The sequence below is a fragment of the Hyphomicrobium sp. genome (assembly GCF_035687085.1).
Classification (GTDB): Bacteria; Pseudomonadota; Alphaproteobacteria; order Rhizobiales; family Hyphomicrobiaceae; genus Hyphomicrobium_B.
In genome coordinates, this window is the sequence record NZ_DASRYS010000018.1 from 16,340 (window position 1) to 41,661 (window position 25,322).

At 62.4% G+C, this 25,322-nt stretch carries 23 protein-coding genes; 6 read left to right on the forward strand and 17 right to left on the reverse strand.

The window, feature by feature from the left end; translation table 11 throughout:
* The first annotated feature begins 216 nt into the window (after window positions 1–216).
* Window positions 217–576: a hypothetical protein gene (locus VFG26_RS16130; RefSeq protein ID WP_325027054.1), complete on the forward strand. Its 360-nt coding sequence runs from the start codon at window positions 217–219 to the stop codon at window positions 574–576.
* Between the two features lie 189 nt (window positions 577–765).
* Here the strand turns inward: VFG26_RS16130 and VFG26_RS16135 are convergent, their stop codons facing one another.
* From VFG26_RS16135 to VFG26_RS16175, 9 genes are all read right to left on the reverse strand, one after another.
* Window positions 766–2,262: a CoA-acylating methylmalonate-semialdehyde dehydrogenase gene (locus VFG26_RS16135; protein ID WP_325027055.1), complete on the reverse strand. Its 1,497-nt coding sequence runs from the start codon at window positions 2,260–2,262 to the stop codon at window positions 766–768.
* Window positions 2,263–2,462: 200 nt separating this feature from the next.
* The gene (locus VFG26_RS16140; RefSeq protein ID WP_325027056.1) at window positions 2,463–3,785 is read right to left on the reverse strand and encodes an aspartate aminotransferase family protein; all 1,323 of its coding nucleotides are present in this window, start codon (window positions 3,783–3,785) and stop codon (window positions 2,463–2,465) included.
* Between the two features lie 123 nt (window positions 3,786–3,908).
* Entirely contained in the window at window positions 3,909–5,204 is a 1,296-nt protein-coding gene (gabT, locus tag VFG26_RS16145; protein ID WP_325027057.1) for a 4-aminobutyrate--2-oxoglutarate transaminase, read from the reverse strand.
* An 85-nt stretch (window positions 5,205–5,289) separates the two neighbouring features.
* Window positions 5,290–6,744: an NAD-dependent succinate-semialdehyde dehydrogenase gene (locus VFG26_RS16150; protein WP_325027058.1), complete on the reverse strand. Its 1,455-nt coding sequence runs from the start codon at window positions 6,742–6,744 to the stop codon at window positions 5,290–5,292.
* Between the two features lie 19 nt (window positions 6,745–6,763).
* Window positions 6,764–8,251 (reverse strand): aldehyde dehydrogenase, encoded by a 1,488-nt coding sequence (locus tag VFG26_RS16155; protein ID WP_325027059.1) that lies wholly within the window; start codon window positions 8,249–8,251, stop codon window positions 6,764–6,766.
* A 12-nt stretch (window positions 8,252–8,263) separates the two neighbouring features.
* Window positions 8,264–9,616 carry a glutamine synthetase family protein gene (locus tag VFG26_RS16160; RefSeq protein ID WP_325027060.1) on the reverse strand — a complete coding sequence of 451 codons (1,353 nt, stop codon included), beginning with the start codon at window positions 9,614–9,616 and terminating at the stop codon, window positions 8,264–8,266.
* Window positions 9,613–10,365: a gamma-glutamyl-gamma-aminobutyrate hydrolase family protein gene (locus tag VFG26_RS16165; RefSeq protein ID WP_325027061.1), complete on the reverse strand. Its 753-nt coding sequence runs from the start codon at window positions 10,363–10,365 to the stop codon at window positions 9,613–9,615. Before VFG26_RS16165 ends, VFG26_RS16160 begins: the two co-directional genes overlap by 4 nt.
* Window positions 10,362–11,747 carry an aspartate aminotransferase family protein gene (locus VFG26_RS16170; RefSeq protein ID WP_325027062.1) on the reverse strand — a complete coding sequence of 462 codons (1,386 nt, stop codon included), beginning with the start codon at window positions 11,745–11,747 and terminating at the stop codon, window positions 10,362–10,364. Before VFG26_RS16170 ends, VFG26_RS16165 begins: the two co-directional genes overlap by 4 nt.
* A gap of 77 nt (window positions 11,748–11,824) precedes the next feature.
* A complete protein-coding gene (locus tag VFG26_RS16175; protein ID WP_325027063.1) occupies window positions 11,825–11,980 on the reverse strand; it encodes a hypothetical protein in 156 nt (51 codons plus the stop codon).
* A 125-nt stretch (window positions 11,981–12,105) separates the two neighbouring features.
* Between VFG26_RS16175 and VFG26_RS16180 the strand changes: the two genes are divergently transcribed.
* The 3 genes from VFG26_RS16180 (at window position 12,106) to eutC (ending at window position 15,081) form a co-directional block, all read left to right on the forward strand.
* The gene (locus VFG26_RS16180; RefSeq protein WP_325027064.1) at window positions 12,106–12,798 is read left to right on the forward strand and encodes a TetR/AcrR family transcriptional regulator; all 693 of its coding nucleotides are present in this window, start codon (window positions 12,106–12,108) and stop codon (window positions 12,796–12,798) included.
* 115 nt (window positions 12,799–12,913) lie between these two features.
* A complete protein-coding gene (locus VFG26_RS16185; RefSeq protein WP_325027065.1) occupies window positions 12,914–14,299 on the forward strand; it encodes an ethanolamine ammonia-lyase subunit EutB in 1,386 nt (461 codons plus the stop codon).
* Entirely contained in the window at window positions 14,296–15,081 is a 786-nt protein-coding gene (gene eutC / locus VFG26_RS16190) for an ethanolamine ammonia-lyase subunit EutC (protein WP_325027066.1), read from the forward strand. The genes VFG26_RS16185 and eutC overlap by 4 nt, the downstream gene beginning before the upstream one ends.
* Before the next feature lie 180 nt (window positions 15,082–15,261).
* Here the strand turns inward: eutC and VFG26_RS16195 are convergent, their stop codons facing one another.
* Together VFG26_RS16195 and VFG26_RS16200 are read right to left on the reverse strand one after the other, a co-directional pair.
* Window positions 15,262–16,029: an SDR family oxidoreductase gene (locus tag VFG26_RS16195; RefSeq protein ID WP_325027067.1), complete on the reverse strand. Its 768-nt coding sequence runs from the start codon at window positions 16,027–16,029 to the stop codon at window positions 15,262–15,264.
* A gap of 138 nt (window positions 16,030–16,167) precedes the next feature.
* Window positions 16,168–17,403 (reverse strand): PQQ-dependent sugar dehydrogenase, encoded by a 1,236-nt coding sequence (locus tag VFG26_RS16200; protein WP_325027068.1) that lies wholly within the window; start codon window positions 17,401–17,403, stop codon window positions 16,168–16,170.
* A 470-nt stretch (window positions 17,404–17,873) separates the two neighbouring features.
* Here VFG26_RS16200 and VFG26_RS16205 point away from each other — a divergent pair, with 470 nt between their 5' ends.
* Both VFG26_RS16205 and VFG26_RS16210 read left to right on the forward strand, forming a co-directional pair.
* On the forward strand, window positions 17,874–18,845 hold the full coding sequence (locus VFG26_RS16205) for a hypothetical protein (RefSeq protein WP_325027069.1): 972 nt from the start codon (window positions 17,874–17,876) through the stop codon (window positions 18,843–18,845).
* Between the two features lie 61 nt (window positions 18,846–18,906).
* Window positions 18,907–20,664 carry a PQQ-dependent sugar dehydrogenase gene (locus VFG26_RS16210; protein ID WP_325027070.1) on the forward strand — a complete coding sequence of 586 codons (1,758 nt, stop codon included), beginning with the start codon at window positions 18,907–18,909 and terminating at the stop codon, window positions 20,662–20,664.
* A 44-nt stretch (window positions 20,665–20,708) separates the two neighbouring features.
* On the opposite strand, the gene VFG26_RS16215 is transcribed toward VFG26_RS16210, so the two are convergent.
* The 6 genes from VFG26_RS16215 to VFG26_RS16240 form a co-directional block, all read right to left on the reverse strand.
* On the reverse strand, window positions 20,709–21,080 hold the full coding sequence (locus VFG26_RS16215; RefSeq protein WP_325027071.1) for a tRNA-binding protein: 372 nt from the start codon (window positions 21,078–21,080) through the stop codon (window positions 20,709–20,711).
* Window positions 21,081–21,089: 9 nt separating this feature from the next.
* A complete protein-coding gene (locus tag VFG26_RS16220) occupies window positions 21,090–21,482 on the reverse strand; it encodes a tautomerase family protein (protein ID WP_325027072.1) in 393 nt (130 codons plus the stop codon).
* A 36-nt stretch (window positions 21,483–21,518) separates the two neighbouring features.
* Window positions 21,519–22,496 carry an MDR family oxidoreductase gene (locus VFG26_RS16225; protein WP_325027073.1) on the reverse strand — a complete coding sequence of 326 codons (978 nt, stop codon included), beginning with the start codon at window positions 22,494–22,496 and terminating at the stop codon, window positions 21,519–21,521.
* A gap of 114 nt (window positions 22,497–22,610) precedes the next feature.
* Window positions 22,611–23,651 carry a DUF3445 domain-containing protein gene (locus tag VFG26_RS16230; RefSeq protein ID WP_325027074.1) on the reverse strand — a complete coding sequence of 347 codons (1,041 nt, stop codon included), beginning with the start codon at window positions 23,649–23,651 and terminating at the stop codon, window positions 22,611–22,613.
* Window positions 23,652–23,679: 28 nt separating this feature from the next.
* Complete coding sequence (locus VFG26_RS16235) at window positions 23,680–24,642, reverse strand: PDR/VanB family oxidoreductase (protein WP_325027075.1); 963 nt, start codon at window positions 24,640–24,642, stop codon at window positions 23,680–23,682.
* On the reverse strand, window positions 24,639–25,238 hold the full coding sequence (locus VFG26_RS16240; RefSeq protein WP_325027076.1) for a dimethylamine monooxygenase subunit DmmA family protein: 600 nt from the start codon (window positions 25,236–25,238) through the stop codon (window positions 24,639–24,641). Before VFG26_RS16240 ends, VFG26_RS16235 begins: the two co-directional genes overlap by 4 nt.
* Between the last annotated feature and the right edge of the window lie 84 nt (window positions 25,239–25,322).

A 25,322-nucleotide genomic window follows, 5' to 3' on the forward strand; every position in this document is an offset into this window, starting at 1 on the left:
GCCGGTTTTCTTTTGTATTGGGCGCTCCGGCTTGTTCTCACGCCGTGTTTATTGGCGACGTTAAATCCAACTGCTGCCTTCGAATTGTCGCGAACTCACCTCATGATTCCTTAATGAGTCAGCGAAGCTTGTGATCGTTTCGCGGCAGAGCGACGGATCATCCGGTCGTGCCGCGTTTGACGGGACAGAAGCACACTTGTTTCGGTGGGAACGCAAATGACCAAACTACGGAAATTCATCGCATCGTCTCTCGTTGCCGCCACCATGACGGCGACCGTTGCAGCGACGGAGCAGGCCGCTGCAGCACCCTTCAACCCCGGCGCTGCTGCCATCTCCAAGGACGCAGGATCCGCTGTGATCAACGTCCATGGACGTCGGGGCGGCTGGGGCTGGGGCCCTGGCGCATTCGTGGGCGGCCTCATCGGCGGCGCGCTCATCGCATCGGCCGTTGCCGAGGATCGCGCGGACCGTTCGGACATGAACCGCTGCGCGCGGGACTTCCCCGACTTCAGCTACCGGACCGGCACGTACATCGATCGCCGCGGCGTCGAGCGCGTCTGCCCGTATCTCCGTTAATTCAGATCTTCGCTGAAGATGGTCCGGAACTGGGACCCGGTCCCTGCATCCGTTCCTTCCGGCGGCCGCGGGATATGTGAGCCGTTCCCGGACTGAGTAATTCGCGTACGAAGAAAAATGCGGCGCCGGATCGTCTGATCCCGGCGCCGCAATCGTTTCGTCAGTCTTAGGTCGCCCGGTGGGCCGTCGCTATTTCAAGCTTGGGAAATTGAACTCCGCGCCCTTACGAATGCCGGCAGGCCAGCGCGCGGTTACCGTCTTCAGGCGCGTGTAGAAGTGCACGCCTTCCGGCCCATAGATCGCGTGATCGCCGAACATGGAGCGCTTCCATCCGCCGAAGGAGTGATAGGCGACCGGAACCGGTAGCGGCACGTTGATGCCGACCATGCCGACTTCGATGCGGTCGGCGAAGGCACGCGCCGTGTCGCCGTCGCGCGTGAAGATGGCGGTGCCGTTGCCGTACTCATGCGTGTTGATGAGATCGGCCGCCTCGTCGTAGTTCTTTGCGCGAACGACCGAGAGCACCGGCCCGAAGATCTCTTCGCGATAGATCGACATATCGCGCGTCACGTGATCGAACAGCGTGCCGCCGAGGAAGTAGCCGTTCTCATAGCCCTGTAGCGTCAGGCCGCGGCCGTCGACGACGAGCTTTGCGCCTTCAGCCACGCCCTTATCGATGAGCGAGGTGATGCGCCGCTTCGCATCCGCCGTCACCACGGGACCCATCTCGGATTCGGAATCCGTGGACGGACCGATCTTGAGGTTGGCAACGCGCGGTGCGAGTGCCTCGACAAGCCGGTCGGCGGTCTTCTCGCCAACGGGCACGGCGACCGAGATCGCCATGCAGCGCTCGCCGGCCGAGCCGTAGCCTGCGCCCATGAGCGCATCGACCGCCTGATCCATGTCGGCGTCCGGCATCACGATCATATGGTTCTTCGCGCCGCCGAGGGCCTGCACCCGCTTACCGTTGGCGGAGCCACGGCCGTAGATGTACTGCGCGACGGGCGTCGAGCCGACGAAGGAGACGGCGGCGATATCGGGATGATCGAGGATCGCATCCACGATGGTCTTGTCGCCGTGCACGATGTTGAAGACGCCGGGCGGCAGGCCGGCTTCCTGGAACAGCTCCCAGAGCAGCATCGGCGCCGAGGGATCGCGCTCGGACGGCTTCAGGATGAAGGTGTTTCCGCACGCGATGGCGACGGGGAACATCCACATCGGCACCATGGCCGGGAAGTTGAACGGCGTGATGCCGGCGACGACGCCGAGCGGCTGACGATCGGACCAGCTGTCGATATCGGGCCCGACGTTGCGGCTGAACTCGCCCTTGAGCAGATGCGGAATTCCGCAGGCGAAATCGACCACGTCGATGCCGCGCGCCAGTTCGCCGAGCGCGTCCGCGTGCGTCTTGCCGTGCTCGCGCGAAATCGCCCGCGCGATCTCGTCGGCGTTCTTCTCCAGAAGCTCCTTGAACTTGAAGAGCGGCCGCACGCGCTTCATCGGCGGCAGCGTGCCCCACGACTGCGCGGCGGCTTTCGCAGCAGCAACGGCCGCATTGAGATCCTCGACGCCCGACAGCGGCAGCTTGGCGACCTCTTCGCCCGTCGCCGGATTGAAGACGGGCATTGTGCGCGCCGCATTGGCGGCGGTGCGGCGGCCGTTGATGGCATTTTCGATCAGGTGCATGCGTATCTCGTTTCCAATATCATCCGGCTTGACCGCGCAAGTTTGGATTCATCGTTTCTCTTTTCCCCTCCCCAGCGGGGAGGGGCGGGGGTGGGGAGAGAAGGCTACCGAAGTGCCATCGTTCTCCCACCGTTCTATCAGGCTCACCCCACCCCTAACCCCTCCCCTGAGGGGAGGGGACAAGAGATGAGACGCACTCATCAGTTCATCGACTTCAGCACTTTGGCGAAGGTGTCGAACAGATAATCGATCTCGTCCTTCGAAATGATCAGCGGCGGCGACATCGCGATGATGTCCCCCGTCTGACGGACGAGAATGCCGTTTTCGAATGCCTTGACGAAGCGGTCATAGGCGCGCTTTCCGGGCTGTGCCGGATCGGGCGCGAATTCGAACGCGGCGATGAGGCCGATGTTGCGGACGTCGATGACGTGCGGCAGGTCTTTCAGCGCATGCGCGCGCTCTTCCCAGTAGGGAGCGAGTTCGGCGGCGCGCGTCAGCAGGCCTTCCTCAGCGTACGTGTCGAGCGTTCCGATGGCGGCCGCGCAGGCGACCGGATGGCCCGAGTACGTGTAGCCGTGGAAGAAATCGATCATCCAGTCGGGGCCGTTCATGAACGCATCGTGGATGTGCGATTTGACGAACACGGCGCCCATCGGAACCGTCCCATTGGTGATGCCCTTGGCGGTCGTGATGATATCGGGCGAGATGCCGAAGTAATCCGAGCCGAACGGCGTGCCCAAGCGTCCGAACGCCGTGATCACCTCGTCGGCGATCAGGAGAATGTCGTGCTTGCGCGCAATGGCTTCGAGGCGCTTCAGGTAGCCCTTGGGCGGAATGAGCACACCGGTGGAGCAGGCGACGGGCTCGACGATGACAGCCGCGATGGTCGAGGCGTCATGCAGCGCGACCAGGCGTTCGAGATCGTCGGCGAGATCCGCACCGTGCTCGGGCTCGCCGCGCGAGAAGCTATTGCGGGCCGGATCGTGCGTATGACGCAGATGATCGACGCCGGCGACGAGCGTGCCGAACAGCTTGCGATTGGGACCTATACCGCCGACCGACATGCCGCCGAAGTTGACGCCGTGATAGCCGCGCTCGCGGCCGATCAGGCGAACCTTCGTGCCGTTGCCCTTCGCGCGGTGATAGGCGATCGCCATCTTGAGCGCGGTCTCGACCGACTCCGAACCCGAGTTCGTGAAAAAGACATGGTTGAAGCCTTCGGGCGCCAGATCGACGAGGCGCGTTGCAGCCTCGAACGCGCGCGTATGGCCCATCTGGAAGGTGCCCGCGAAGTCGAGCGTCTCGACTTGCGCTTTGATGGCTTCAGCGATCTTCGGCCGGCAGTGACCGGCGTTGACGCACCACAGGCCCGACGTGCCGTCGAGAACCTTGCGGCCATCGTTGGAGATGTAGTGCATGTCCTTGGCGCCGACGAAGAGACGCGGATTGGTCTTGAACTGCTTGTTCGCAGTGAAAGGCATCCAGAACGCTTCAAGATCGTTCGGTTTGATTTGCACGTTCATGGTCTTGGTCTCTCTGTCTCTTCTCTTCGTCTTTGCGGCCGCTCCGCGAGGAGCTGGCAAGGCTAATCAAACTCTCGGCCTCGGCGGCCGGCTCCCCGGAGGGGAGTCGCCGAGGCCAATCAATCAAGCAACGCGCGCGACGGCGTCGGTCAACGCCGCCTCGAACACATCCATCCCTTCACGAACCAATTCGTCGCTGGCGGTCAGCGGCACGAGGAAGCGGATGACGTTACCATATGTGCCGCACGACAGCAGGATCAGTCCGCGCTCGTTGGCGGACTTCAAAAGCTGAGCCGTGAGTTCGGGGGCCGGTTCCCCGCTCGCCTTGTCTTTCACGAGTTCGACAGCGCACATCGCGCCGAGGCCGCGGACATCGCCGATGCAGTTGAGGTTCGAATTGTTCTGAAGCTCGCTGCAGCGATCGAGAATGATGCGGCCGATGGCATTGGCACGGTCGCAGAGCTTTTCCTCTTCAATGACGTCGAGCACGGCATGAGCTGCCGCGCAGGCGAGCGGATTGCCGGCATACGTGCCGCCGAGGCCGCCGGGGTTAGAAGCATCCATGACATCGGCGCGGCCGACGATGGCGGAAAGCGGCAGGCCGCCCGCCAAGCCCTTCGCCATTGTCACGATATCGGCCTTGACGCCGTAGTGCTCCATCGCGAAGAGCTTGCCAGTGCGCGCAAAGCCCGTCTGGATTTCGTCCGCGATCAGCAGAATGCCGTGCTCGTCGCACACCTTCCGCAGCGCGCCCATGAACTCTTTCGGCACGATGTTGAAGCCGCCTTCGCCCTGCACCGGCTCGATGATGATGGCGGCGATGCTCGACGGATCGGCCGTGTGCTTGAAGAGCGACTTCAGGCTCTTCAAACTCTGCTCGACGCTGACGCCGTGATAGAGGTTCGGAAATTCGACGTTATAGATATCGGAAGGGAAGGGGCCGAAACCCTTTTTGTAGGGGACGACCTTGCCCGTCAGCGCCATGCCCACGTGCGTGCGGCCATGGAAGGCGCCTGTGAACGAGATGATGCCCGACCGGCCGGTGAAAGCACGCGCGACTTTGACCGCGTTCTCGACGGCTTCCGCGCCGGTCGAGATCAGCATCGTCTTCGCAGGACCCGCGACCGGCGCAATGGCGTTCAAGCGTTCGGCGAGGCTGACGTAGTTTTCATAGGGCGTCACCTGAAAGCAGACATGGCTGAAGGCTTTTAGCTGCTCTTCGATCGCAGCGACGAGGCGAGGGTGCTGATGGCCCGTGTTGACGACCGCGATGCCCGCGCCGAAATCGATATAGCGCTTGCCGTCTTCGCTCCAGATCTCGGCGTTCTTCGCCTTCTTGGCGAAGATCTGTGTGACGTTCCCGACGCCGCGAGGGATCGCTGCGACGCGCCGGGCCTGGAGTTCGGCCGAAGTAGCCATTGTCGTTCCTTCGTGATCGAGATCGGCTGAGATCTGAGGAGGCTCAGCGGAGCAATAGTCGAATTGCTCCGCCGATACTTGACTGCTAGGCGCTGATGCCGCCAAGGCAGATGAATTTCGTTTCGAGATATTCCTCGAGGCCTTCCTGCGCACCCTCGCGGCCGAGGCCGGACTGCTTGATGCCGCCGAACGGCACGACCTCGTTGGAGAACACGCCTTCGTTGACGCCGACCATGCCGGCCTCCAGCGCCTCCGCCACCCGCCATGCCCGCGATAGGTTCTGGCTGAAGAGGTAGGCAGCCAAGCCAAACGGCGTGTTGTTGGCGATGCGGATCGCATCCGCTTCCGTCTCGAAACGGAAAATCGAAGCGACCGGTCCGAAGATTTCTTCCGATGCCAGCGCCATCTTGTCCGTAATGCCCGTCACGATGGTCGGCGAGAAGAAGAGCTTGCCCTGATCGGAAACAGCGCCACCCATCTCGATTTTTGCGCCCTGCGCGACGGCATCGGCGAGAAGCGACTGCACCTTGTCGATGGCTTCGCCATTGATGAGCGGCCCGATGGTGGACTTCGCATCGCGGCCCGGAGCGACGACGAGCTTCTCGGCGGCAGCCTTGAGAGCGGCGATGAACTTGTCGTAGATGCCCGCCTGCACGAGGATGCGGTTGGCGCATACGCAGGTCTGCCCGGCGTTACGGAACTTCGATGCCATCGTGCCCGCAACAGCCTGGTCGAGATCCGCGTCATCGAAAATGATGAGCGGCGCGTTGCCGCCAAGCTCGAGCGTCAGCTTCTTGATGGTGTCGGCCGACTGGCGATAGAGGATGCGGCCAACCTCGGTCGAGCCAGTGAACGTCAGCTTGCGGACGCGATCATCGCCGGTCAGCACCTTGCCGCAGCCGGGGCCATCCATCGTCGTGATGACGTTGAAAACGCCCGGAGGAACGCCGGCATCGATGGCGAGCTTGGCGAGAGCAAGCGCCGACAGCGGCGTCTCTTCCGAAGGCTTGACGACGATCGTGCAACCCGCGGCGAGCGCGCAACCGACCTTGCGGGTGATCATCGCAATGGGGAAGTTCCAGGGCGTGATGGCGGCGCAAACGCCGATCGGCTGCTTGATCGTGACGTAGCGGCGCGAGGCGACCGTCGTCGGGATCGTATGGCCGTAGGCGCGCTTACCTTCTTCCGCAAACCACTCGATGAACGAGGCGCCGTAAGCGACCTCGCCCCGCGCTTCCGTGAGCGGCTTGCCTTGCTCGGCCGTCATAAGCTGCGCGAGCGCTTCCGTTTCTGCCGTGATGAGATCGAACCAGCGCCGCAGAATTTGCGCGCGTTCCTTGGCGGGCTTCGCAGCCCATGCCGGGAAAGCCTTGGCGGCGGCATCAATGGCCCGCTTGGTATCCTCCGGCGTCAGATCCGGCACGTCGGCGATCTTGTCGCCCGTCGCCGGATCGAGAACCGCGAACGTCTTTTCCGAATTGACCCACTGTCCGTCGATCAGTGCGGCTGTCGGGAACGGGGTGGAGGGTTTGATGTTCATTATTGTTGTCTCCGGAACGTCAGAACGTGATCGAGACTGACTTGAGGTCGGCATATTTGTGCAAAGCGTGCAGCGAGCGATCGCGCCCGAAGCCCGACTGCTTGAAGCCCCCGAACGGCATCGTGATATCGCAGCTGTCCCAGCCATTGACCCAGACGAGACCGGCGCGGATCTCGCGCGCGGCCCGGTGGGCAAGCCCGATGTCTTTCGTCCAAAGACCCGCGGCGAGGCCGTAGTTGGAATCATTGGCGATGCGGATGGCGTCGTCCGGCTCCTTGAAGCGCGTGACGGCAAGTACGGGACCGAAGACTTCCTCGCGTGCCAGCGTCGCCTCAGGACGAACCTGATCGAACACCGTCGGTTCGACGTAAAAGCCGCCGCTTTCGGTACGTGTGCGGCTGCCGCCGAGAGCGAGCGCGCCGCCCTCCCGCTTTGCCGTCTCGATGTACCGAAGTGCCGTCTTCATCTGTTCTTCACTGACCATTGCGCCTGACAAGGTCGCGGGCTCGAGAGGATCGCCTGCAACGATCTTGCTCGAGATTCTTATCAAACGATCGAGGAAATCATCCGCTATAGGTTCCTGCACGAGGAGACGAGATCCGGCAGTGCATACCTGCCCTGAATTATAGAAGATGCCCCAGGCAGCTTCTGTGGCAGCACGATCAAGATCTGGGCAGTCTGCGAAGATGATGTGCGGAGACTTGCCGCCGAGTTCGAGGCTGACGCGCTTCAGATTGCTTTGACCGGAATACTGCATCAGCAGCTTGCCGACGGCGCCGGATCCCGTGAACGCAATCATGTCGACGTCGTTGTGCAGCGCGAGAGCTTTGCCGGCTTCAGCACCCAAACCCGGCACGACGTTGAGAACGCCAGCTGGCAGTCCAGCCTGCAGCGCCAGTTCACCAAGCTTCAATGCCGTCAAAGGCGACTGCTCGGCAGGCTTCAGAACGACGGAGTTGCCCATTGCCAGCGCCGGAGCGACTTTCCACATCGCCATGTGCAGCGGGAAATTCCACGGCACGATCGCGCCGATGACGCCGAGCGGTTCGTGCACGGCGAACGAGAACCGGTCGGGCGCTTCCGGTCCGACCTCGCCGTAGATCTTGTCGAGCGCTTCCGCGTAATAGCGCAGCGTCCGGATGGCATTGGGAATATCGCCGCCGAGCGCATTCGAAATGGGCTTGCCGACGTCGAGGCTTTCGAGAACCGCGAACGTCTCGATTTCGCGCTCCATCAAGTCCGCGAGCTTCAGAAGCGTCTTCTTCTTGTCGCGATAGTGAAGCTTGCGCCACGAGCCGTCTTCGAACGCCCGCCGCCCACTGGCGACGGCGGCATCGATCTCAGCCGCGCCGCCGCGCACGACGCGATTGAGAATGCGCCCGTTGCGCGGCGTGATGTTGTCGAAGGTCTCGCCGGAAGCGCCGGCGACGAGCTTGCCGTCAATGACCGCCTCGCCCGGAATTCTGATCGAACGAGCGATCGCTTCGAAGTGTGCGAGAGATGTCATATTGAGGCCGTCCTATGCAACTTGAGCGTACCATTCGTAGTCGAGCGAGGTGACGATGCGCTCGAACGCGATCCGTTCGGTCTGCTTCAACCGGTAATATACGTCCTGGAAGGGTGCGCCGAAGGCCTCGCGGACGATATTTGATGAGCGGAATGTCTCCAGCGCATTGACCCAGGCCGTCGGCAGGCCGGCGCAATCGAGCGCATCCTCCGCGTTGCCCTCGGCGTGCGGACCGGGATCGACCGCGTTCGTGAGGCCGTGGCGAATGCCCGCGAGGATCGCGGCGACGACGAGGAACGGGTTGGCGTCCGCGCCGGAAACGCGATGCTCGATGCGCGTTGCGGCGCCCGACCCGTGCGGAATGCGCAGCGCAACGGTGCGGTTGTTGAAGCCCCAATGCGCAGCCATAGGCACGTAGGATTCCGGCACGTATCGGCGATAGGCGTTCGCCGACTGCGCCCAGACGGCCATGAAGTCGGGCATCGATTGGCACAAGCCGCCGATCGCATGCCGGAACATCGGCGCCATCGGATCGCCGGCAAAGAGGTTCCGGCCTTGGGCGTCGACGAGACTGACGTGGACGTGCATTCCCGAGCCGGTCCAGTCGTGATGCGGCTTGGCCATGAATGTCGCTTCAAGATCGTGCGCGCGCGCCGCGGCTTTGACGGCCCGCTTGAGAAGAAGGCCGTTCAGTGCCGCCGACATGGCGTCGCTGTGCTTGAGGTTGATCTCGAACTGACCGGGACCGGATTCCTGCATCACCGCATCGACGGGCAGGCCCTGGGCTTCCGCGATGCGATAAACGTCGTCGATAAACGGGCCGAGCGTATCCATTTCCTCGAACTGGAACGTCATCGGCCGTTCCGGATCGGACGACAGCCCCGGCGGCGTCTCAAGCGTGAAATGGCCGTCAGCCGAGCGCCGCGTCACATAGAATTCAAGCTCGACGGCGACGACGGGGTTCTGCCCGGCAGCAGTCAGTCGGTCCACTTGAGCCGCGAGCACGGCGCGCGGGTCCATATCGCAAAACTCGACAGGCACCATCACCGCTTGCGCATGCGTACCGGCACCGACGGGCACAGGCTTCAAAGTGCCCGCGAGAATGCGGAAGGGAATGTCGTGGTCGCCCGTCTCCCAGAGGCGGCCCGTCTCCGCGATCGAATTGCCGCGCGGATCGAGCACGTAGACGGAAGCCGGCAGCAGCAAACCGTTCTTCGCCGCGCCCACGAGATCGGCGCGCCGGACGCGCTTGCCGCGCGCCATGCCGTTCATGTCGAAAAGGACGATGTCGATCCACGTGACGGCCGGATTGGCATCGAGAAACGCGCCAGCCTCTTCGATGCTGAGGAACGTGTCGGTCGTCATGCGGCCTGTCCTTTTGCGATCTTGCCTCTCACCGCGTCGCCGAAGCGGCGGAACAGCGCCAGGGAATGCGGATTGGTATGAAGCTGCCACTCAGGGTGCCACTGCACGCCGAGCGAAAAGGTATGGCCGGTGACCGCACGCGCGGCTTCCACCAAGCCATCCTCGGCGAAGGCTTCCGCGACGAGCGGCTTCGCGAGACTGTTGATGCCCTGCCCATGCAGCGAATTGACGATGATCTCGTCTTGGCCGACCCATTTCCGCAGCTCGCCCGTGAGGCGAATGGGGTGCCGCGCTGCGAACATAACCTCGAAATCTTTGACCTGAGGTTCGCGATGGTCGGCGTAGTTTTCGAGGTTGTGAACCGCCTGATGCAGCGAGCCCCCAAGCGCCACGTTGAGCTCCTGGAAGCCACGGCAGATTGCAAAGAGCGGCAGCTTGCGTTCCACCGCCGCGCGGATGAGCGGCAGCGTCACCGCATCGCGATCGGGATCGATGGCATCGGGAAGGATTGGTTCTTCATCGCCGTAGTGCATCGGATGCACGTTCGAGATGGCGCCCGTCAGCAGAATGCCGGATGCCACTTCGAGTACGGACGCAATATCGGCAAGGCCCTTGCCGACCGGCAACAGCAGCGGCTGGCATTCGGAGCCTTCCGCTACCGCGACGGCATATTTCCTCACCGCGACGTCCGAGATGAGGCCGCCGACAGTTTCGGTGCTGCACGGAATGATTACGATCGGACGGCTCATGCCGCGAGTTCTCCCCTTACGTCTGCAAGTGTCTTGTCGAGCGCCTTCTGGATGACGCTGCCCGCTTCTTCGAAGTGCGCTTCCGTCCAGATGAGTGGCGGCGCGCACACCATGGTGTCCCAGACGGCGCGCATGATGAAGCCTTCACGGAAGAAGTGGTCGCGGCAGATGAGGCCGACGCGGCCCGGATCGTCGAAGCGCCGGCGCGTCTTCTTATCGGCAACGAGCTCGATCGCGCCCAAGAGGCCAACCGTGCGGACTTCGCCAACGAGCGGATGATCCTTGAAGCGCGCAAAGAGCTTCGCCAGCGCCGGACCCGTCGTCTCCTTCACCTTCGGGACGAGACGCTCGCGCTCCATGATCTCGAGGTTCTTCAATGCTACGGCGCACGAAACGGGATGGCCCGAGAACGTGTAGCCGTGGTTGAAGTCGTCATCCTTCGACATCAGCGCTTCGTTGATCTTGTCGTCCACGAGCACGCCCGAGAGCGGCAGATAGCCGGACGTAATGGCCTTCGCGAACGTGATGATGTTCGGGCGAATTCCGTAGAACTCCGAGGCAAACCACGTGCCCACGCGGCCGAAGCCGGTGATGACTTCGTCAGCGAGTAGAAGGATGCCGTACTTGTCGACGATGCGCTGGACTTCCGGCCAATAGGTAGAAGGCGCGATCTTGACGCCGCCAGCGCCTTGCACGGGCTCGCCAGCAAACGCCGCGACGTTCTCGGGTCCGCAGCGCAGTATTTCTTCTTCGATGGCACGCGCCGCACGCAGGCCGAACGCCTCCGGCGTCTCGCCCGGGAACGAGTCCCCGTACCAGTAGGAATCCATCACATGCCGGAAGCCCTCGTAGACGGGATAGCTGTGCTGATGCACATGGCTCATGCCGCCCATGGAACCGGCGGCAATGGTCGAGCCGTGATAGGCGTTCTTCCGGCTGATGATGATCCGGCGCTTCGGCTCGCCCTTGAGCGCCCAGTAATGGCGGATGAGGCGGATCGCCGTGTCGTTGGATTCCGAACCCGATGAACCGAAGAACACCTGGTTCATGTTGGGCGGCGCGATTTGCGCGAGCTTGTGTGCCAGCGCCACGACCGGCGGATGGGTCGTTTTGAAGAACGTATTGTAGAACGGCAGCTCGACCATCTGGTCGTAGGCGGCCTGAGCCATTTCTTTATTGCCGTAGCCGATGTTCGTCGTCCAAAGCCCGGCCATGCCGTCGAGAATGCGGTGGCCCTCGCTGTCGATCACGTAGGGGCCTTCGCCCTTCACGATGACGCGCACGTTCCCGGCCGCCCTCAGCGACTGATGGTCGGAGAAGGGATGCAGATGGTGCTGCGCATCGAGGTCTTGAATCTGCTTCGTCGGAAATCGGTTAGACACGGGGGTTTCCCTCCAGCGGAATTGGATTGGGGCAGGCAGGCTCGATGGCCGGCCGGGGGCGAAGAGGCTGGGAGACGTCAGTGCGGCGTGTAGCCGATGCGGGCGCAGAGCTTCAGGAGCTCGCGCTTGGGATGCGGGCAGCGCTTTCTGAGCGGCGCGGGATCGCTGCAAGCGGCGGAAACCGATGCATTGTTCAACGAACGAGCCGGGAGCCGGATCTTCGACGGCGCCATTACCGATGTTCCCTGGCCGCAGGCATCATCCCAATGCGACACACGTTCGCCGACGATACCATGACTTGCGTCTTCTATAGATCAGAGTATTCTCTACAGTGTAGAAGTCAAGGGCCCGCTTCAGCATGACAGAGCCGAAATCCAGGGCGCGGCGAGGTGTCGAGAGATCGGAAATTCTCGACGCCGCCTTCCACCTCTTTGCGGAGACCGGAGAGCAGGGTTTCTCGATCCGGAAGCTCGCCGCCATCGTCGGCGTGGACCCGATGACGGTGCTGCATCACTTCGGCTCCAAGGAAGTGCTCGTCCGCGCCATCGCCGACCATGCTTTGCGCGGCATCGAAATTCCCGAGGCGACTGGCAATTGGCAGACCGATCTCAAAGCCGTCGCCAATGCTTACCGCATGCTTGCGCACCGGCATCCGCGCATTTTCCATCTGCATTTTCGCTATAACGCGACGGGCCCCGCCGATCATATCTCCAGCGAGGTGGTCTACTGCGCGTTGCGGCAGGCAGGACTTGCCGACATCCAGGTGGCCGGGCTGGGCCTCGCCTTCTACGCGTTCGTTTTAGGCTTTGCGCTGGCCGAAACCGAAGGTCTGCTCCGCCCGATCGGCCCCGGTGAAGAAGCTGAACTTCAGGCGCTCGACCCTGAGGCCTATCAAACGACCCGCGCGCTGATCCCCGCGCTCAAAACGCTCGACCCGGACGCCACGTTCGAGGAATCCATGAACGTTTTTATCGCAGGCGTCGCCGGACTTGCCGGACGTCAGTCCGCGCGGTCGCCTTCGAAGTCCAAAAGCGGCATCGCGGCCCATTAGCCGGACTGCCGCCCAAACGGGCGGCTGATGGCCCGGTGGGCACGATTTCCGGCTTGCGCAGAAAGCATCAAAGGACATTATTGGCGGCGGCAGCGACGGAAGATCGGAGAGGGCCATGTACAGGGTGCACGCAGGGGGAACGACCTACGCATTCTCGTCCCTGAAGGAGCTTCTTGCCAAAGCCACCCCGCCGCGATCGGGAGACGTGCTGGCGGGCGTCGCGGCGAGATCGGCCGCCGAAAACGTCGCCGCCAAAATGGCCCTGGCCGACGTGCCTCTCAAACAGTTCCTCAACGAAGCGATCATCCCCTACGAGGATGACGACGTCACGCGCTTGATCGTCGATACGCACGACGCGGCAGCCTTCGCGCCCATCTCGCACATGACGGTCGGCGAATTCCGCGACTGGCTGCTCTCGGAAAACGCGACGCCACAGAAAGTCTCCGCGCTCGCACCGGGGCTGACGCCCGAGATGGTCGCGGCGGTCTCGAAGATCATGCGCAATCAGGATCTCGTGCTTGGCGCCAAGAAGGCCCACGTCGTCACGCGGTTTCGCAATACCATCGGCCTGCCGGGGCACATGTCGGTGCGCCTGCAACCCAATCACCCGACCGACGACAAGAAGGGCATCGCGGCCTCGATCGTCGATGGCCTGATGTATGGCTGCGGCGATGCCGTCATCGGCATCAATCCGGCGAGCGATAATCTCGGCGCCATCACCGACCTCCTCGTGATGATGGACGACATCATCCGCCGCTTTGAAATCCCGACGCAGAGCTGCGTGCTGACGCACGTGACGACCACGATTGACGCCATTGCCAAGGGCGCGCCTGTTGATCTCGTGTTCCAGTCCATCGGCGGCACGGAGGGCGTCAATGCTTCGTTCGGCGTCACGCTTGCGCATCTGAAGGAGGGCCGCGAAGCCGCCCTCAGCATCAAGCGCGGTACCGTCGGCGACAACTGCATGTATTTCGAAACCGGGCAGGGATCGGCGTTATCCGCCGACGCGCATCACGGCTGCGATCAGCAGACGATCGAAGCCCGCGCCTATGCGGTCGCGCGCCAATTCAAGCCGCTGCTCGTCAACACCGTCGTCGGTTTCATCGGGCCCGAATATCTCTACAACGGCAAGGAGATCATCCGCGCCGGTCTGGAGGATCATTTCTGCGGCAAGCTGCTCGGCCTGCCGATGGGTTGCGATATTTGCTACACGAACCACGCCGAAGCCGACCAGGATGATATGGACATCCTGCTGATGATGCTGGGCGCTGCGGGCGTCAACTTCATCATGGGCATCCCCGGCGCAGACGACATCATGCTGAACTATCAGTCGACGTCGTTCCACGATGCGCTGTACGTGCGCGAAGCGCTGGGCTTGAAGCGCGCGCCGGAATTCGAGGCGTGGCTCACCCGCATGGGTGTGACGGATTCGGCTGGCCAGTTGGCGCCGCATAGCCCTGGAAATCCGCTTCTCACACACGCGCAGGCTTTGGCGGCATGACCACCATGACGGAAGATCCCTGGGCCAATCTGAAACGCTTCACCGACGCACGCATCGGCCTGGGCCGCTCGGGCTCCGCCATGCCGACGCGCGAGGTTCTGAACTTCGCGCTCTCGCACGCCATGGCGCGCGACGCCGTGACGACGCCGATCGATTGGAACCCGATCGAAAAAGGGCTGTCATCGCTCGGCCTTTCGACCTTGCGCGTTGCGAGTGCCGCTTCCGATCGCTCTGAATATCTGCGCCGTCCCGATCTCGGCCGCCGCTTGTCGGATAACTCGCGTGAGGCGCTGGTGCGCGCGTCCGAAATCGAAGGCGGAAAGCCCGATCTCGTCATCCTCGTCGGCGATGGATTGTCGTCGCTCGGCGTCGCGGCGAATACGCTCGCCTATCTGTCCGCGTTCATGCCGTACGTGGTGAAAGCCGGATGGAAATTGTCGCCGGTGCTGCTCGCCGATAATGCCCGCGTCGCGCTGGGCGATGAAGCGGGCGAGATCCTCGGCGGTAAGGCCGTGCTCGTGCTGATTGGCGAAAGGCCGGGCCTGTCTTCGCCCGATAGCCTCGGCGTCTACCTGACGTTCTCGCCCCGCGTCGGCATCAAGGACGCCGACCGCAACTGCATTTCCAACATCCGCCAGCGGGGACTGTCCTACGACGAAGGCACCTTCAAAACCGCTTGGCTTCTGCGCGAAGCCTTCCGCCGCGGCCTGACCGGCGTAAATCTGAAAGACGAATCCCAGTTCTTGATCGATGCTCAACCCGGTCCCGAGCTGATCAAGTAGCGGGCTCTGGCAACAGCCTATCGTCATCCTCGGGCCGAGCGCGCCGTCGGCGCGTCGAAGGCCGGGGATCCAGCACAAGACTCGCCGAAGGCGCGAAAGCAATAGGGCGTCGTCGACAACTCTTACGCTGGATCCCCGAACGCGTCGCTACGCTCCTCGTCCGAGGATGACGGCTCCGCGTCAAACCGCGGTGAAGCAGTTGTCGACGAAGAGGTGCGCGCCGTTGACGAAGCTCGCCTCGTCGCTCGCAAGAAACAGCGCCGCCCGGGCCACTTCTTCAGGCTCGCAGAGACGGCCCTGCTGCACGGCGAGCGCCTCGTCGGAAGCATCGATGCCGAGCTTCGACAGCTCCGCGACTTCGCGCAGGCCATGCGGTGTCTTCACAAAGCCCGGGCAGACGGCGTTGCAGCGAATGCCGCGGTCGCGATATTCCACCGCGATCGATCGCGCGAACATGTGGCAGGCGCCCTTCGACGTATTGTAGGCCGTCTCCAAAGGCGTTGCCGCAATCGCCGAAATGGACGACGTGCACACGATCGACCCGCCTCCCATTTCGAGCATGCCGGGTAGGACGGCTTGCGTCATGAGATACATGCTGCGGACGTTGATGCCCATCAGCCATTCCCACTCTTCGAGCGTGGTCTCCAGGAACGGTTTGATGATGATGGTGCCCGCATGATTGAACAGCACGTTCGCCTGACCGATGGCCGACGTGACGCTCGCGACGGCGGCATTGACCTGCGCTTGGTCCGCCACGTCCGCTGCAGCGAAAACAGCCTTGCCGCCCGCGTTGTTGATCTCGGCGACGACGGCGCGCCCGGCCTCCTCGTTGCGATCGATCACGCCCACGGCCGCACCTTCTGCCGCGAACAGTCGGGATGAGGCGCCCCCCATACCCGTTGCTCCGCCCGAGATGATTGCGATCTTACCCTTAAGCCGGTCTGCCATTTTGATGCTCCTGTCCGTGGTCCGGCCGGATGTGTAACAGAAACGGGCCTGATCGCTTGATCCGGCCCGTGCAATTTCTTGACATCGTTGCGGCGCGTGGCGCGTCAGGAAGCCTTCCGAGGGAGGCTCACCCGTCGCCTAAGGCACTGATCTGACCCTGGCGACCTGATCCGTTAGCGGTTCGATGCGATAGATCGAGGCTTCGGAGCTGTCGGTCAGCAGATAGATGTATCCATCCGGCGCGACTTTCACGTCGCGGATGCGCCCGATCTTGTTGTGAAGATAGCGTTCTTCTTTGACGACACGGCCGGAATCCATCCGGAGCCTTACGAGACACTCCCCGGCCAGGGAGCCGACGAGGAAATCTCCGCGCCAGTCATCGGGCATGACGTTCCCGTAGTAGGAAACGAGGCTGGCAGTGGCCAGCGAGGGCACCCAGACGTAGACGGGATCAACCATGCCGGGAGCGGAGGTCTGATTGGAAATGATCGAGTCGTCGTAGTCCACGCCATAGGTCACGACCGGCCAGCCGTAGTTGCTGCCGGCGGTGACGAGGTTGAGTTCGTCGCCGCCCTTTGGACCCTGTTCAATCGACCAAAGCTGGCCGTCTCCGACATTGCCGATCAACCCTTGCGGGTTGCGATGTCCATAGCTGTAGATCTCCGGTAGCACGTCGCTGCGGCCGACGAACGGATTGTCTTCAGGGATCGAGCCGTCGGTCTTGATGCGGATGATCTTGCCGCCGTGGTCGAGCAAATTCTGCGAGCGCTCCTTCTGGAAGCGGTCACCGATCGTCAGATAGAGCGCCTTATCGGGCCCGAAAGCCAAGCGGCCGCCGATTTGATCGAGGCCCTTCGCGGCCGGCCGGCTCTCGAAGATCACCTGCTTATCGACGAGATCCCAGCCATCGAGGACGGCACTGGCGATCCGAATCGTCGCCGCCTCGTCCGTCCCATGCATGTAGGAGAGGAATATGCGGCGGTTATCCAGAAAATCGGGATCGACGAGAATGTCCAGAAGGCCCGAGTGGCTGGCTGCAAGCACGGTCGGCACGCCGCCGATCGGGCGCGGCACGAGTTGATCGCCCTCGATGACGCGGAGACGCCCGGGGCGCTCGGTCACGAGCATCCGCCCATCGGGCAGGAATGCCATAGCCCATGGGCTTTCCAGCTTGTCGGCGATTTTGCGCAGCTCGAAGGGGAATTCGTCGTCCCCCATCTCGCGAATTTCGACCTGCGGCCGGAACGAACCGGCAGGCGTCTCGTCGCTTCCGATTTCCGCTCGCGCAAGTTGAGGAGTTTGGAGAAGTAGTGCTGCGACAAATGCCGTTGCGAAGGTGGTAGGAAAGCCCAGCCGGCCGAGGGCCGATCCCATGCTGTACAAATTGCCCCCAATTTTCGTTTCTTTCGGCCCCGTGACCGATTTGTGATGGTTTCAAGACTATGCAGAAAAGGGGCGCGAGCAAGCCCAAAAAATGAACTGTGGTTCAGGTCGCGGCGCGTCGAAGCTGCCCGCACAAAGCGATCTCCCCTGGATCGCGCACGGGCCGGGATGACGATCAAGCGCGATTGCGTCCTCGCGCTTGAAAACTGCGGTTCAGAGCGGCCGCGGGCGTTGAGTTCTTGCTCTTGCTCACGCTGTCTCGATAAATGCCAATCATCATTTATATTGGTCGAACCTGGAACACGCGCGGGGAAGAGATGGCAACCGAATGCACTGTGAATGGTTGTGGCTTTGCGGGCCACGTCCAGGCTCGCAGTCACGACTGCAAATTCGCGGCGACAATCCGAACTCAAAAAAGCAGGCAGGGCCGTCCAGCCACACGCTGAGCTTAAGGAATACCCATGACTGAATGGAAGCTTTTGACCCGGCTGACCGCAGTAGCGTTTGCATGCCTGTTGGCTTTTGCAGGCGAAGGTCGGGCGGAGGACGCAACGCCGATAGAAGTTCCTGGCGATCAAGCGTACCCTGAGAGCATGTCGGCCGCATCCGATGGCACGATTTACGTGAGCAGCCTGGCGTCGGGCGGCGTCATGCGGGTGAAACCCGGAGCAGCGAAGGCGGAAGCGTTCATCAAGCCCGGCGCATTCGACACGCGTTCCACATTTGGCGTCCTCGTCGATGAGCCCTCAAAAACGCTCTGGGTCTGCTCCAACGACTTCTCCGGCATGGGCGTGCCGGGACCTTCGAGCGTTCCTGGCGCGCATCTCAAAGGCTTTGACCTCGCGAGTGGCGAAGGAAAATTCAGCGCCGCGTTCCCCGGCAAAGCGGCCGTCTGCAACGACATGGTCATCGCTCCCGATGGCACGATGTACATCGCGAACACCGCCGCGCCCCAAATTCTTCGCCTCAAGCCTGGGGCCAAGGAGCTTGAGGTCTGGGTCGAACACGAGCTTCTCGCTCCCAAAAACGGCGCCGGCCTCGATGGCATCGCGCTCGGAAGCGATGGCCACCTCTACGCCAACACCTATGGTGGCAACGAGTTCTTCCGCATCGAAATCAAGGATGGAGCTCCGGGCCGCGTAACCAAACTTGAGACATCGCGTCCGCTGAAAAACCCCGACGCACTGCGCCACCTCACAGGCAACACGTTCCTCATGGTGGAAGGCGGCGGCACGCTCGATCGCGTGACGGTGGATGGCGATAAAGCGACCGTGGACACCCTGAAGGATGGCCTCAACGGCCCGACATCGCTCGCCAAGATCGGAGACGTCGTCTGGGTTGGCGAAGGGCAGCTCGGCCATCTGTTCGCTGCCAAGGAAAACGGACCGCCCAAAACACCGTTCCAGATCGTTCCCGTGAAGACCGGCAACTGAAGCCAATTGCACTGCTGGTCTTCGGGCCGGCAGCATTTTTTCAAACGTCAGGAGATCTGCCATGCAAACTGCCGCCATAAAACGCGCTGCAGCTTTGACGGCGCCGCTCGCTCTCGCGCTGGCTTTCAGCCCACAGTTCGCTGGTGCGCAAAACGCGAGCGGCGAATGCCCCAGCGGTAACGCCGGCCTCAGCCTGCCGAAAGGCTTCTGCGCCACCGTCTTCGCCGACAACATCGGCCACGCCCGCCAGATGGCGGTGGGCAAGGACGGCACCGTCTACGCGAATACGTGGAGCGGCGTTTACTACAAGAACACCGATCTGCCGCCCGGCGGCTTCATTGTTGCGATGAAGGATACGAAGGGCACCGGCACCGCTGACGTCGTCAAGCGCTTCGGCCAAACGCAGGCCGAAGGCGGGAAGGGTGGCACCGGCATCGCCATCTACAACGATCACGTCTACGCCGAAATCGACGATCGCATCGACCGCTTTCCGCTGAAGAACGGCGAGATCGCGCCCGGTGCCAAAGCCGAGACGGTTCTTTCCGGCATGCCCATCACCGGCGACCATCCAATGCATCCCTTCATCATCGATGACGACGGCAATCTGTTCGTCAGCATGGGTTCGGCGACCAACACCTGCGAAGTGAAAAATCGCATGCCCCATTCCAAGGGGCATGACCCCTGCGTCGAACTAGAGACCCGGGCAGGCATTTGGAAATACGATGCCAACAAGCTCGGGCAGAAGTTCTCGCCCGCCGAGCGCTACGCGACCGGCATCCGCAACGGCGAAGGCTTCGACTTCGATAGCAAAGGCCAGCTCTACGTGACCCAGCACGGGCGCGACCAGCTGCATGAAAACTGGCCGGAACTCTACACGGCTCAGCAGGGGTTCGACCAACCGGCCGAGGAAGTCGTGGCCCTGAAGCAAGGCGGCGATTACGGCTGGCCACGCTGCTACTACGATGTCGAGCAGCAGAAGCTCGTGCTTGCGCCCGAGTACGGCGGCGATGGCGGCAAGGCCGTTGGAGACTGTGCGAGCAAGATCGGGCCGGTCGCGACATTCCCGGCGCACTTGGCGCCGAACGACATGAAGATCTACAAGGCGACCGCGTTTCCTGAGCCCTATCGCAACGGCATGTTCATAGCCTTTCACGGCTCGTGGAACCGTGCGCCCGGTCCCCAAGAGGGCTACAACGTCGTCTACCAACCGTTCGCGGACGGCAAGCCTTCCGGCAAGTACATCAACTTCGCCGATGGCTTTGCAGGCCCCGTCAAGAATCCCGGCAGCGCGATCTACCGGCCATCGGGCCTCGCGATCGGACCTGATGGCGCGCTCTACATTTCGGATGACGTGAAGGGCCGCATCTGGCGCGTCACCTACGTGGGCGATCCGAATTCGAAGACGTTGGAAGCAGCGCCGGAAGTTCGCGCCGCCGCTGCGGCGGGTGAGGCGTCGCCGCCCGAAGGCGTTCATCCCGACGCCGGCGCATTGGCAGCGCTGCCGGTGCCTCCGGGCTCATCGGCAGACGAGGTCGCGCTCGGAAGCAAGGTCTTCGCGGGTGAAGTGGGCGGCGCGACGTGCGCCGGATGCCACGGCGGCGGCGGCGTCGGCAGCCCGGTCGGAGCCGACCTGACGACCGGCAAATACCTTTGGAGTGACGGCAGTCTGGACGGCATCAAGAAGACGATTTTGGAAGGCGTGCCAGAGCCTAAGGAACATGCCGGCGCGATGCCTCCCATGGGCGGCGTCGACTTGCCCGAAGATCAAGTAAAAGCGGTCGCCGCGTACGTTTGGGCGATCGGTCATCAAAAGAAGTAGAGCGAAGCGCGCCATCTCATCGTGAGGTGGCGCGCTTTCATTTATCAGAAGAGGCGAGCGCCGTTCGGCACGTTGATGTCGGGCTTGAACAGCACGACCTCGCCGTTCTCGTCGGGAAATCCGAGCGTCAATACTTCCGACATGAACTTGCCGATCTGGCGCGGCGGAAAATTTACCACCGCCGCCACCTGACGCCCGACGAGCGTCCCGCAATCGTAGTGCCGCGTGATCTGCGCGCTCGATTGCTTGACGCCGATACCGCTGCCGAAATCGATTTTGAGTTTGAAGGCCGGCTTCCGCGCTTCCGGATAGGGCTCCGCCGCGACGATGGTGCCGACGCGAATATCGACAGCGAGAAACTGATCGAACGTGATCGCCGCCGCGGCGGGCGCATTGGAATCCTGGAGAAGATGCATCGTTCTGGTCTACCCAAGCTTGCCCGTCAGAAACTGCGCTTCGCCGTTGCCGAACGACCAATCCGCATCCGTATTCGTGATGAAGTGCACCATCACGTCGCTCGGCGCGATGCCGCAACGCGCCGATAGCGCCTCGGTCAGCAGCCGATAGAAGTCCTGCTTCTGCTCCGTCGAGCGCGGCCGCGTGGTGACCTGCACAAGAACGACCTTGTCCGTTCGTGGAATGCCAAGCCCAGTATCCTCGATCCGGACGCGGCTTGGTTCATGCTCATGCACGATCTGATAGCGGTCGCGCACGGGCACCTTGAAAGCCGCAAGCATGGCGTCATGCGCCGCGTCCAGCAGCATCGCGATCTCGGCGTCGGTGCGTCCCTTGATGAGATCGAAGCGGAGAAATGGCATCGGCTATTCCTTGCGAATGGAATGTCTAGATCAGCGTCAGGTCTCGACGACGAGACGGCCGCGGACTTTGCCCGCCAGCAGATCGCCGGCCGCCTCAATGGCTTGATCGAGCGGGATGGTGCGCGTCATGCCGTCAAGCTTCTCGAAGTCGATCTCGCGGGCAAGGCGCTCCCAAGCGGTCGTGCGATCGGCGAGGGAGCGATAGACCGAATTGATGCCGACGAGCGTCACGCCGCGCAGAATGAAGGGAGCAACGGTCGTCCGGAAGTCCAGGCCTTGCGCAAGGCCGCATGCGGTGACGACGCCATCGTCCTTCATGCTCGCGCAAACGTTCGCGAGGGTGTGACTGCCGACGCTATCGACAGCGCCCGCCCAGCGAGCCGATTGCAGCGGCTTGCCGGGTTCCGACAGCGCTTTGCGCTCGATGATTGTCTTCGCGCCGAGGCTCTTGAGGTAATCGGCTTCCTCAGGCCGGCCGGTAGAAGCGGCAACGTCAAAGCCGAGGCGCGACAGAAGCAGGACGGCGATGCCGCCAACGCCGCCGCCCGCGCCCGTCACAATGATCTCGCCCTTGTCGGGCGTAACGCCCTGCCGTTCGAGCGCCATCACGCAAAGCATTGCCGTGTAGCCGGCCGTGCCGAGGGCCATCGCGCGTTGCGGGCTGAGGCCCTGAGGCAACGGAATGAGCCAGTCGCCTTTGACACGCGCATACTGCGAAAGGCCACCCCAATGACCTTCGCCGACGCCAAACCCGTTGAGCACGACGGCATCACCCGCCTTGAACCGCGGGTTGCTGCTCTCTTCGACGATGCCCGCGAAGTCGACGCCGGGCACCATCGGAAACGAACGGATGATCGGACCCTTGCCCGTAATCGCCAGGCCGTCTTTGTAGTTGAGTGTCGAATGACTGATGCGAACGGTGACATCGCCCTCTGGCAATGCCGTCTTGTCGAGTTCAGCAAGACGAGGCGTTGCGCGCTCGCCATTCTTCTCAATCAGAATTGCTCGAAACATCAATGCGCCTCCATGCAGCTTGCGCGTGTAACCTCTCCCGCGCTGCGGAGGCAAGACAAGAAACGGCGCCGGGGTTTTGGGCCGTCACTTACTGCATGAGAGATATGCAGGCGGTCAGTCCGGATCGCGGCCGGGTGAGGTCGGCACACCGTCATCGTAGTTCGCAAGATACGCGAGCACCGTATCGCGATAACGGCTGAGCGATTTGTATTCGACGACTTCCGGCGGCAATGAGCCGAGCACGCGCGGCAGACGCCGGCCCCAGTTCGGCACTGTGACGAGCTGCTCGAGACTGATCAAATACGTCCGGATCGAAAACAGGATCGCATTCGACTTCGGCAACCGGAAAAGTGCCTGCAACTCGACGCGCAGATGCACTTTCTTGCCGACGTTCTCCGCCGTCACCGTCGCCCGGTCGTGGCCCCACTTGTGATAGGTCTCCGGACTCGTGTCGAGCCGCGGATTGATGGTGAGCCCCCAATTCAAGCGCCGAACCGGATTGCCGGTCTGCAGGTTGAGCAGAAATTTCAAAGCCCGTTCGAACACGCCGGCCTCATGCGCCAGCGGCACCGGCGCATGCCATTCGGTAAAATTCATGCCGAGATTGAAATCGAGCGACCAGTCGGATGGCGAGGTGAGGATGCCCGCATCGAGCCAGAGCTGATTGTCGCGCTGATCCTGGATCGTGAAATCACCCTGCACCTGCCGCCCGATATATTCCATCGGTCCGAAAGGCAGCGTGCTCGCGTCGCCGAACGTGAACGTCTGATCGATGCCGAGCGGGCGATTGATCCAATGCCACTGTGCACCATCGCGATGAAGTGTGAAGAGGTCGGGATAGTCGCGCGCCAGCGACGTCATCAGGAGGTCAAGCATCTCCCACTGCGCCGTCATCATGTGCGGCAACGCTTGGCAGCGGAGCGGATCAGCCTCGAGCACCATCGCGCGCTCGCGCATCTCGGATACGTAATGCTCGTCGATATCGAACGGGAATTCGACGACCGAGCCCTTCGGTCCCGGCTTATGCGGTTCGATGTTTACCGAATACCGATAGTGATCCTCAGCAAACGGAAACGGAAAACGCCGGATACCCGCAGGACTGTTCGTGAACGTGAAGTCGTCCCGGAACGTCTCGTCTCTAAATGTCAGTCCCATCCGGGGCTCCAGAATTCCAGTTCGCGCATTAAAGGTCGAGCGTGATCGACCCTGTTTGAATGCGCGACATGCAGATCATGATCTTGCGTCCGCTGACCTTCTCGGCCTCGGTCAGGTAGTGGTCATTGTGCGCGATGAAGTCGTCGCACGCGAGAACCTTCGTCTCGCATTGACCGCAGGCGCCGCCACGGCAGAGAAACGGCGCATCGATGCCGTGCTCTTCGAGCGCTTCGAGAATGCTCTGGTGCCCGCGCACGAGGATGTCTCGGCCCGAGCGGGCGAGCTTGACCACGAACGGCTTGCCCGCTGGCGGCGTGCTGAACTGCTCGAAATGCACGTTCTCGTCAGGCCAGCCGCTGAGCTTCGCTGTCTGCAGTGCCCAATCGATCATCGGCTTCGGCCCGCAGACGTACATGTGCGAGCCAAGCCGCTGCGCGCTCAAGACCTCTGCGAGCGGGATTAGCTGACCTTTGTCCTGCCGGTAGATGCTGACGCGAGAGCCATAACGCGATAGCAGATGATTGCAGTAAGCGCCGTCATCGAGCGAGCGCACGCCATAGTGCATTTCGAAATCGGATCCGAGCGCATCGAGATCGTCCATCATCGACATGAACGGCGTGATGCCGATGCCGCCAGCGACGAACACGTGCTTCCGTGCAGCCTTCCGAACGGGGAACAAGTTGAGCGGCTGCCCGATCTCGAGTTCCGACCCCACCGACACGTGCCCGTGCATGAAGCGAGAGCCTCCGCGCGAGTCATCGGCGTTCAAAACGCTGATCTCATAGCTCGACGTATCGGACGGCGAACCCATCAGCGAGTAGGGGTTCCGCATCAGCCGGTCGCCCGACCGCATGACGACGGAAATGTGCGAGCCGCCGGAGAATGCCGGGAGCGGAGCATTCCCGCTGTCCACCAGACGAAAGCGCTTGATGCGGTTCGCAACTGGCTCGACTTCGGCGACGCGCACGCGCCGGAGAAGATGTCCGCTCATGGGTACAGCGCCTTGATCGGAGGAAGTTCGCCGGGAGCTTCTGCGTCGGCGCGCACGCCCTGGAAGGCAGCGAGGCGGCGCGAATAGTGATCCCGAACTTGCAAGGTCACGCCGCACGCGCATGTCACGATGTTCGTTGTGACGTTGTCGATGAACGTCTTGCAGTGAATGCATTGCACGCGCCGCATCAGGCTGCCGCGATGTTCGGTCCGGATAGACGCGTGATCGATGCCGAGACCGGCCGCGGCCTGCACGACGAGGCCGATGAGAGGCTCCGAGCCGGCCGCATAAAGGCGCAAGCTCATGGTCGCAGCGCCCAGCAATTCGCGTAATCGCGCAATGCCTTCGGCAAGGCCCGGCTGAACGTCCATTGCCCCAGGCGCGAGCATACGCGCGATGGCCTGCCAATCGGCGTCCGCGAGATTGTCAGCCAGGATGACGGTCGTGCGTTCGGCAAACGCGCGATCGGCGCGCGCAAAAAGTTCTGCGACCGCCGCAGCCCCGGCTTTGTCGCAAACGACAATATTGCTGCGCGCGTGCAAGTCGGGAGCAAGGCCCGGATATACCGGGCGGCTTGTGATCTTGCTCACTGACATCACGTGCTCCAAGTGCTCGCCAGGCTGCGTGTACGCGCCTTTGAGTCCCGATTCTCATAGTTTGCCACCGCCGCGATAGCGAGG

What these genes read in the sequence shown, in the direction of transcription:
- VFG26_RS16130 (WP_325027054.1), top strand. Translation starts at nt 217, where the DNA reads ATGACCAAACTACGGAAATTCATCGCATCGTCTCTCGTTGCCGCCACC.
- VFG26_RS16175 (WP_325027063.1), bottom strand. Translation starts at nt 11,980, where the DNA reads ATGGCGCCGTCGAAGATCCGGCTCCCGGCTCGTTCGTTGAACAATGCA.
- VFG26_RS16205 (WP_325027069.1), top strand. Translation starts at nt 17,874, where the DNA reads ATGACTGAATGGAAGCTTTTGACCCGGCTGACCGCAGTAGCGTTTGCA.
- VFG26_RS16180 (WP_325027064.1), top strand. Translation starts at nt 12,106, where the DNA reads ATGACAGAGCCGAAATCCAGGGCGCGGCGAGGTGTCGAGAGATCGGAA.
- VFG26_RS16185 (WP_325027065.1), top strand. Translation starts at nt 12,914, where the DNA reads ATGTACAGGGTGCACGCAGGGGGAACGACCTACGCATTCTCGTCCCTG.
- VFG26_RS16200 (WP_325027068.1), bottom strand. Translation starts at nt 17,403, where the DNA reads ATGGGATCGGCCCTCGGCCGGCTGGGCTTTCCTACCACCTTCGCAACG.
- VFG26_RS16195 (WP_325027067.1), bottom strand. Translation starts at nt 16,029, where the DNA reads ATGGCAGACCGGCTTAAGGGTAAGATCGCAATCATCTCGGGCGGAGCA.
- VFG26_RS16160 (WP_325027060.1), bottom strand. Translation starts at nt 9,616, where the DNA reads ATGACGACCGACACGTTCCTCAGCATCGAAGAGGCTGGCGCGTTTCTC.
- VFG26_RS16215 (WP_325027071.1), bottom strand. Translation starts at nt 21,080, where the DNA reads ATGCATCTTCTCCAGGATTCCAATGCGCCCGCCGCGGCGGCGATCACG.
- VFG26_RS16225 (WP_325027073.1), bottom strand. Translation starts at nt 22,496, where the DNA reads ATGTTTCGAGCAATTCTGATTGAGAAGAATGGCGAGCGCGCAACGCCT.
- VFG26_RS16210 (WP_325027070.1), top strand. Translation starts at nt 18,907, where the DNA reads ATGCAAACTGCCGCCATAAAACGCGCTGCAGCTTTGACGGCGCCGCTC.
- VFG26_RS16140 (WP_325027056.1), bottom strand. Translation starts at nt 3,785, where the DNA reads ATGAACGTGCAAATCAAACCGAACGATCTTGAAGCGTTCTGGATGCCT.
- VFG26_RS16155 (WP_325027059.1), bottom strand. Translation starts at nt 8,251, where the DNA reads ATGACATCTCTCGCACACTTCGAAGCGATCGCTCGTTCGATCAGAATT.
- VFG26_RS16230 (WP_325027074.1), bottom strand. Translation starts at nt 23,651, where the DNA reads ATGGGACTGACATTTAGAGACGAGACGTTCCGGGACGACTTCACGTTC.
- VFG26_RS16135 (WP_325027055.1), bottom strand. Translation starts at nt 2,262, where the DNA reads ATGCACCTGATCGAAAATGCCATCAACGGCCGCCGCACCGCCGCCAAT.
- VFG26_RS16235 (WP_325027075.1), bottom strand. Translation starts at nt 24,642, where the DNA reads ATGAGCGGACATCTTCTCCGGCGCGTGCGCGTCGCCGAAGTCGAGCCA.
- VFG26_RS16240 (WP_325027076.1), bottom strand. Translation starts at nt 25,238, where the DNA reads ATGTCAGTGAGCAAGATCACAAGCCGCCCGGTATATCCGGGCCTTGCT.
- VFG26_RS16220 (WP_325027072.1), bottom strand. Translation starts at nt 21,482, where the DNA reads ATGCCATTTCTCCGCTTCGATCTCATCAAGGGACGCACCGACGCCGAG.
- VFG26_RS16150 (WP_325027058.1), bottom strand. Translation starts at nt 6,744, where the DNA reads ATGAACATCAAACCCTCCACCCCGTTCCCGACAGCCGCACTGATCGAC.
- VFG26_RS16165 (WP_325027061.1), bottom strand. Translation starts at nt 10,365, where the DNA reads ATGAGCCGTCCGATCGTAATCATTCCGTGCAGCACCGAAACTGTCGGC.
- gabT (WP_325027057.1), bottom strand. Translation starts at nt 5,204, where the DNA reads ATGGCTACTTCGGCCGAACTCCAGGCCCGGCGCGTCGCAGCGATCCCT.
- eutC (WP_325027066.1), top strand. Translation starts at nt 14,296, where the DNA reads ATGACCACCATGACGGAAGATCCCTGGGCCAATCTGAAACGCTTCACC.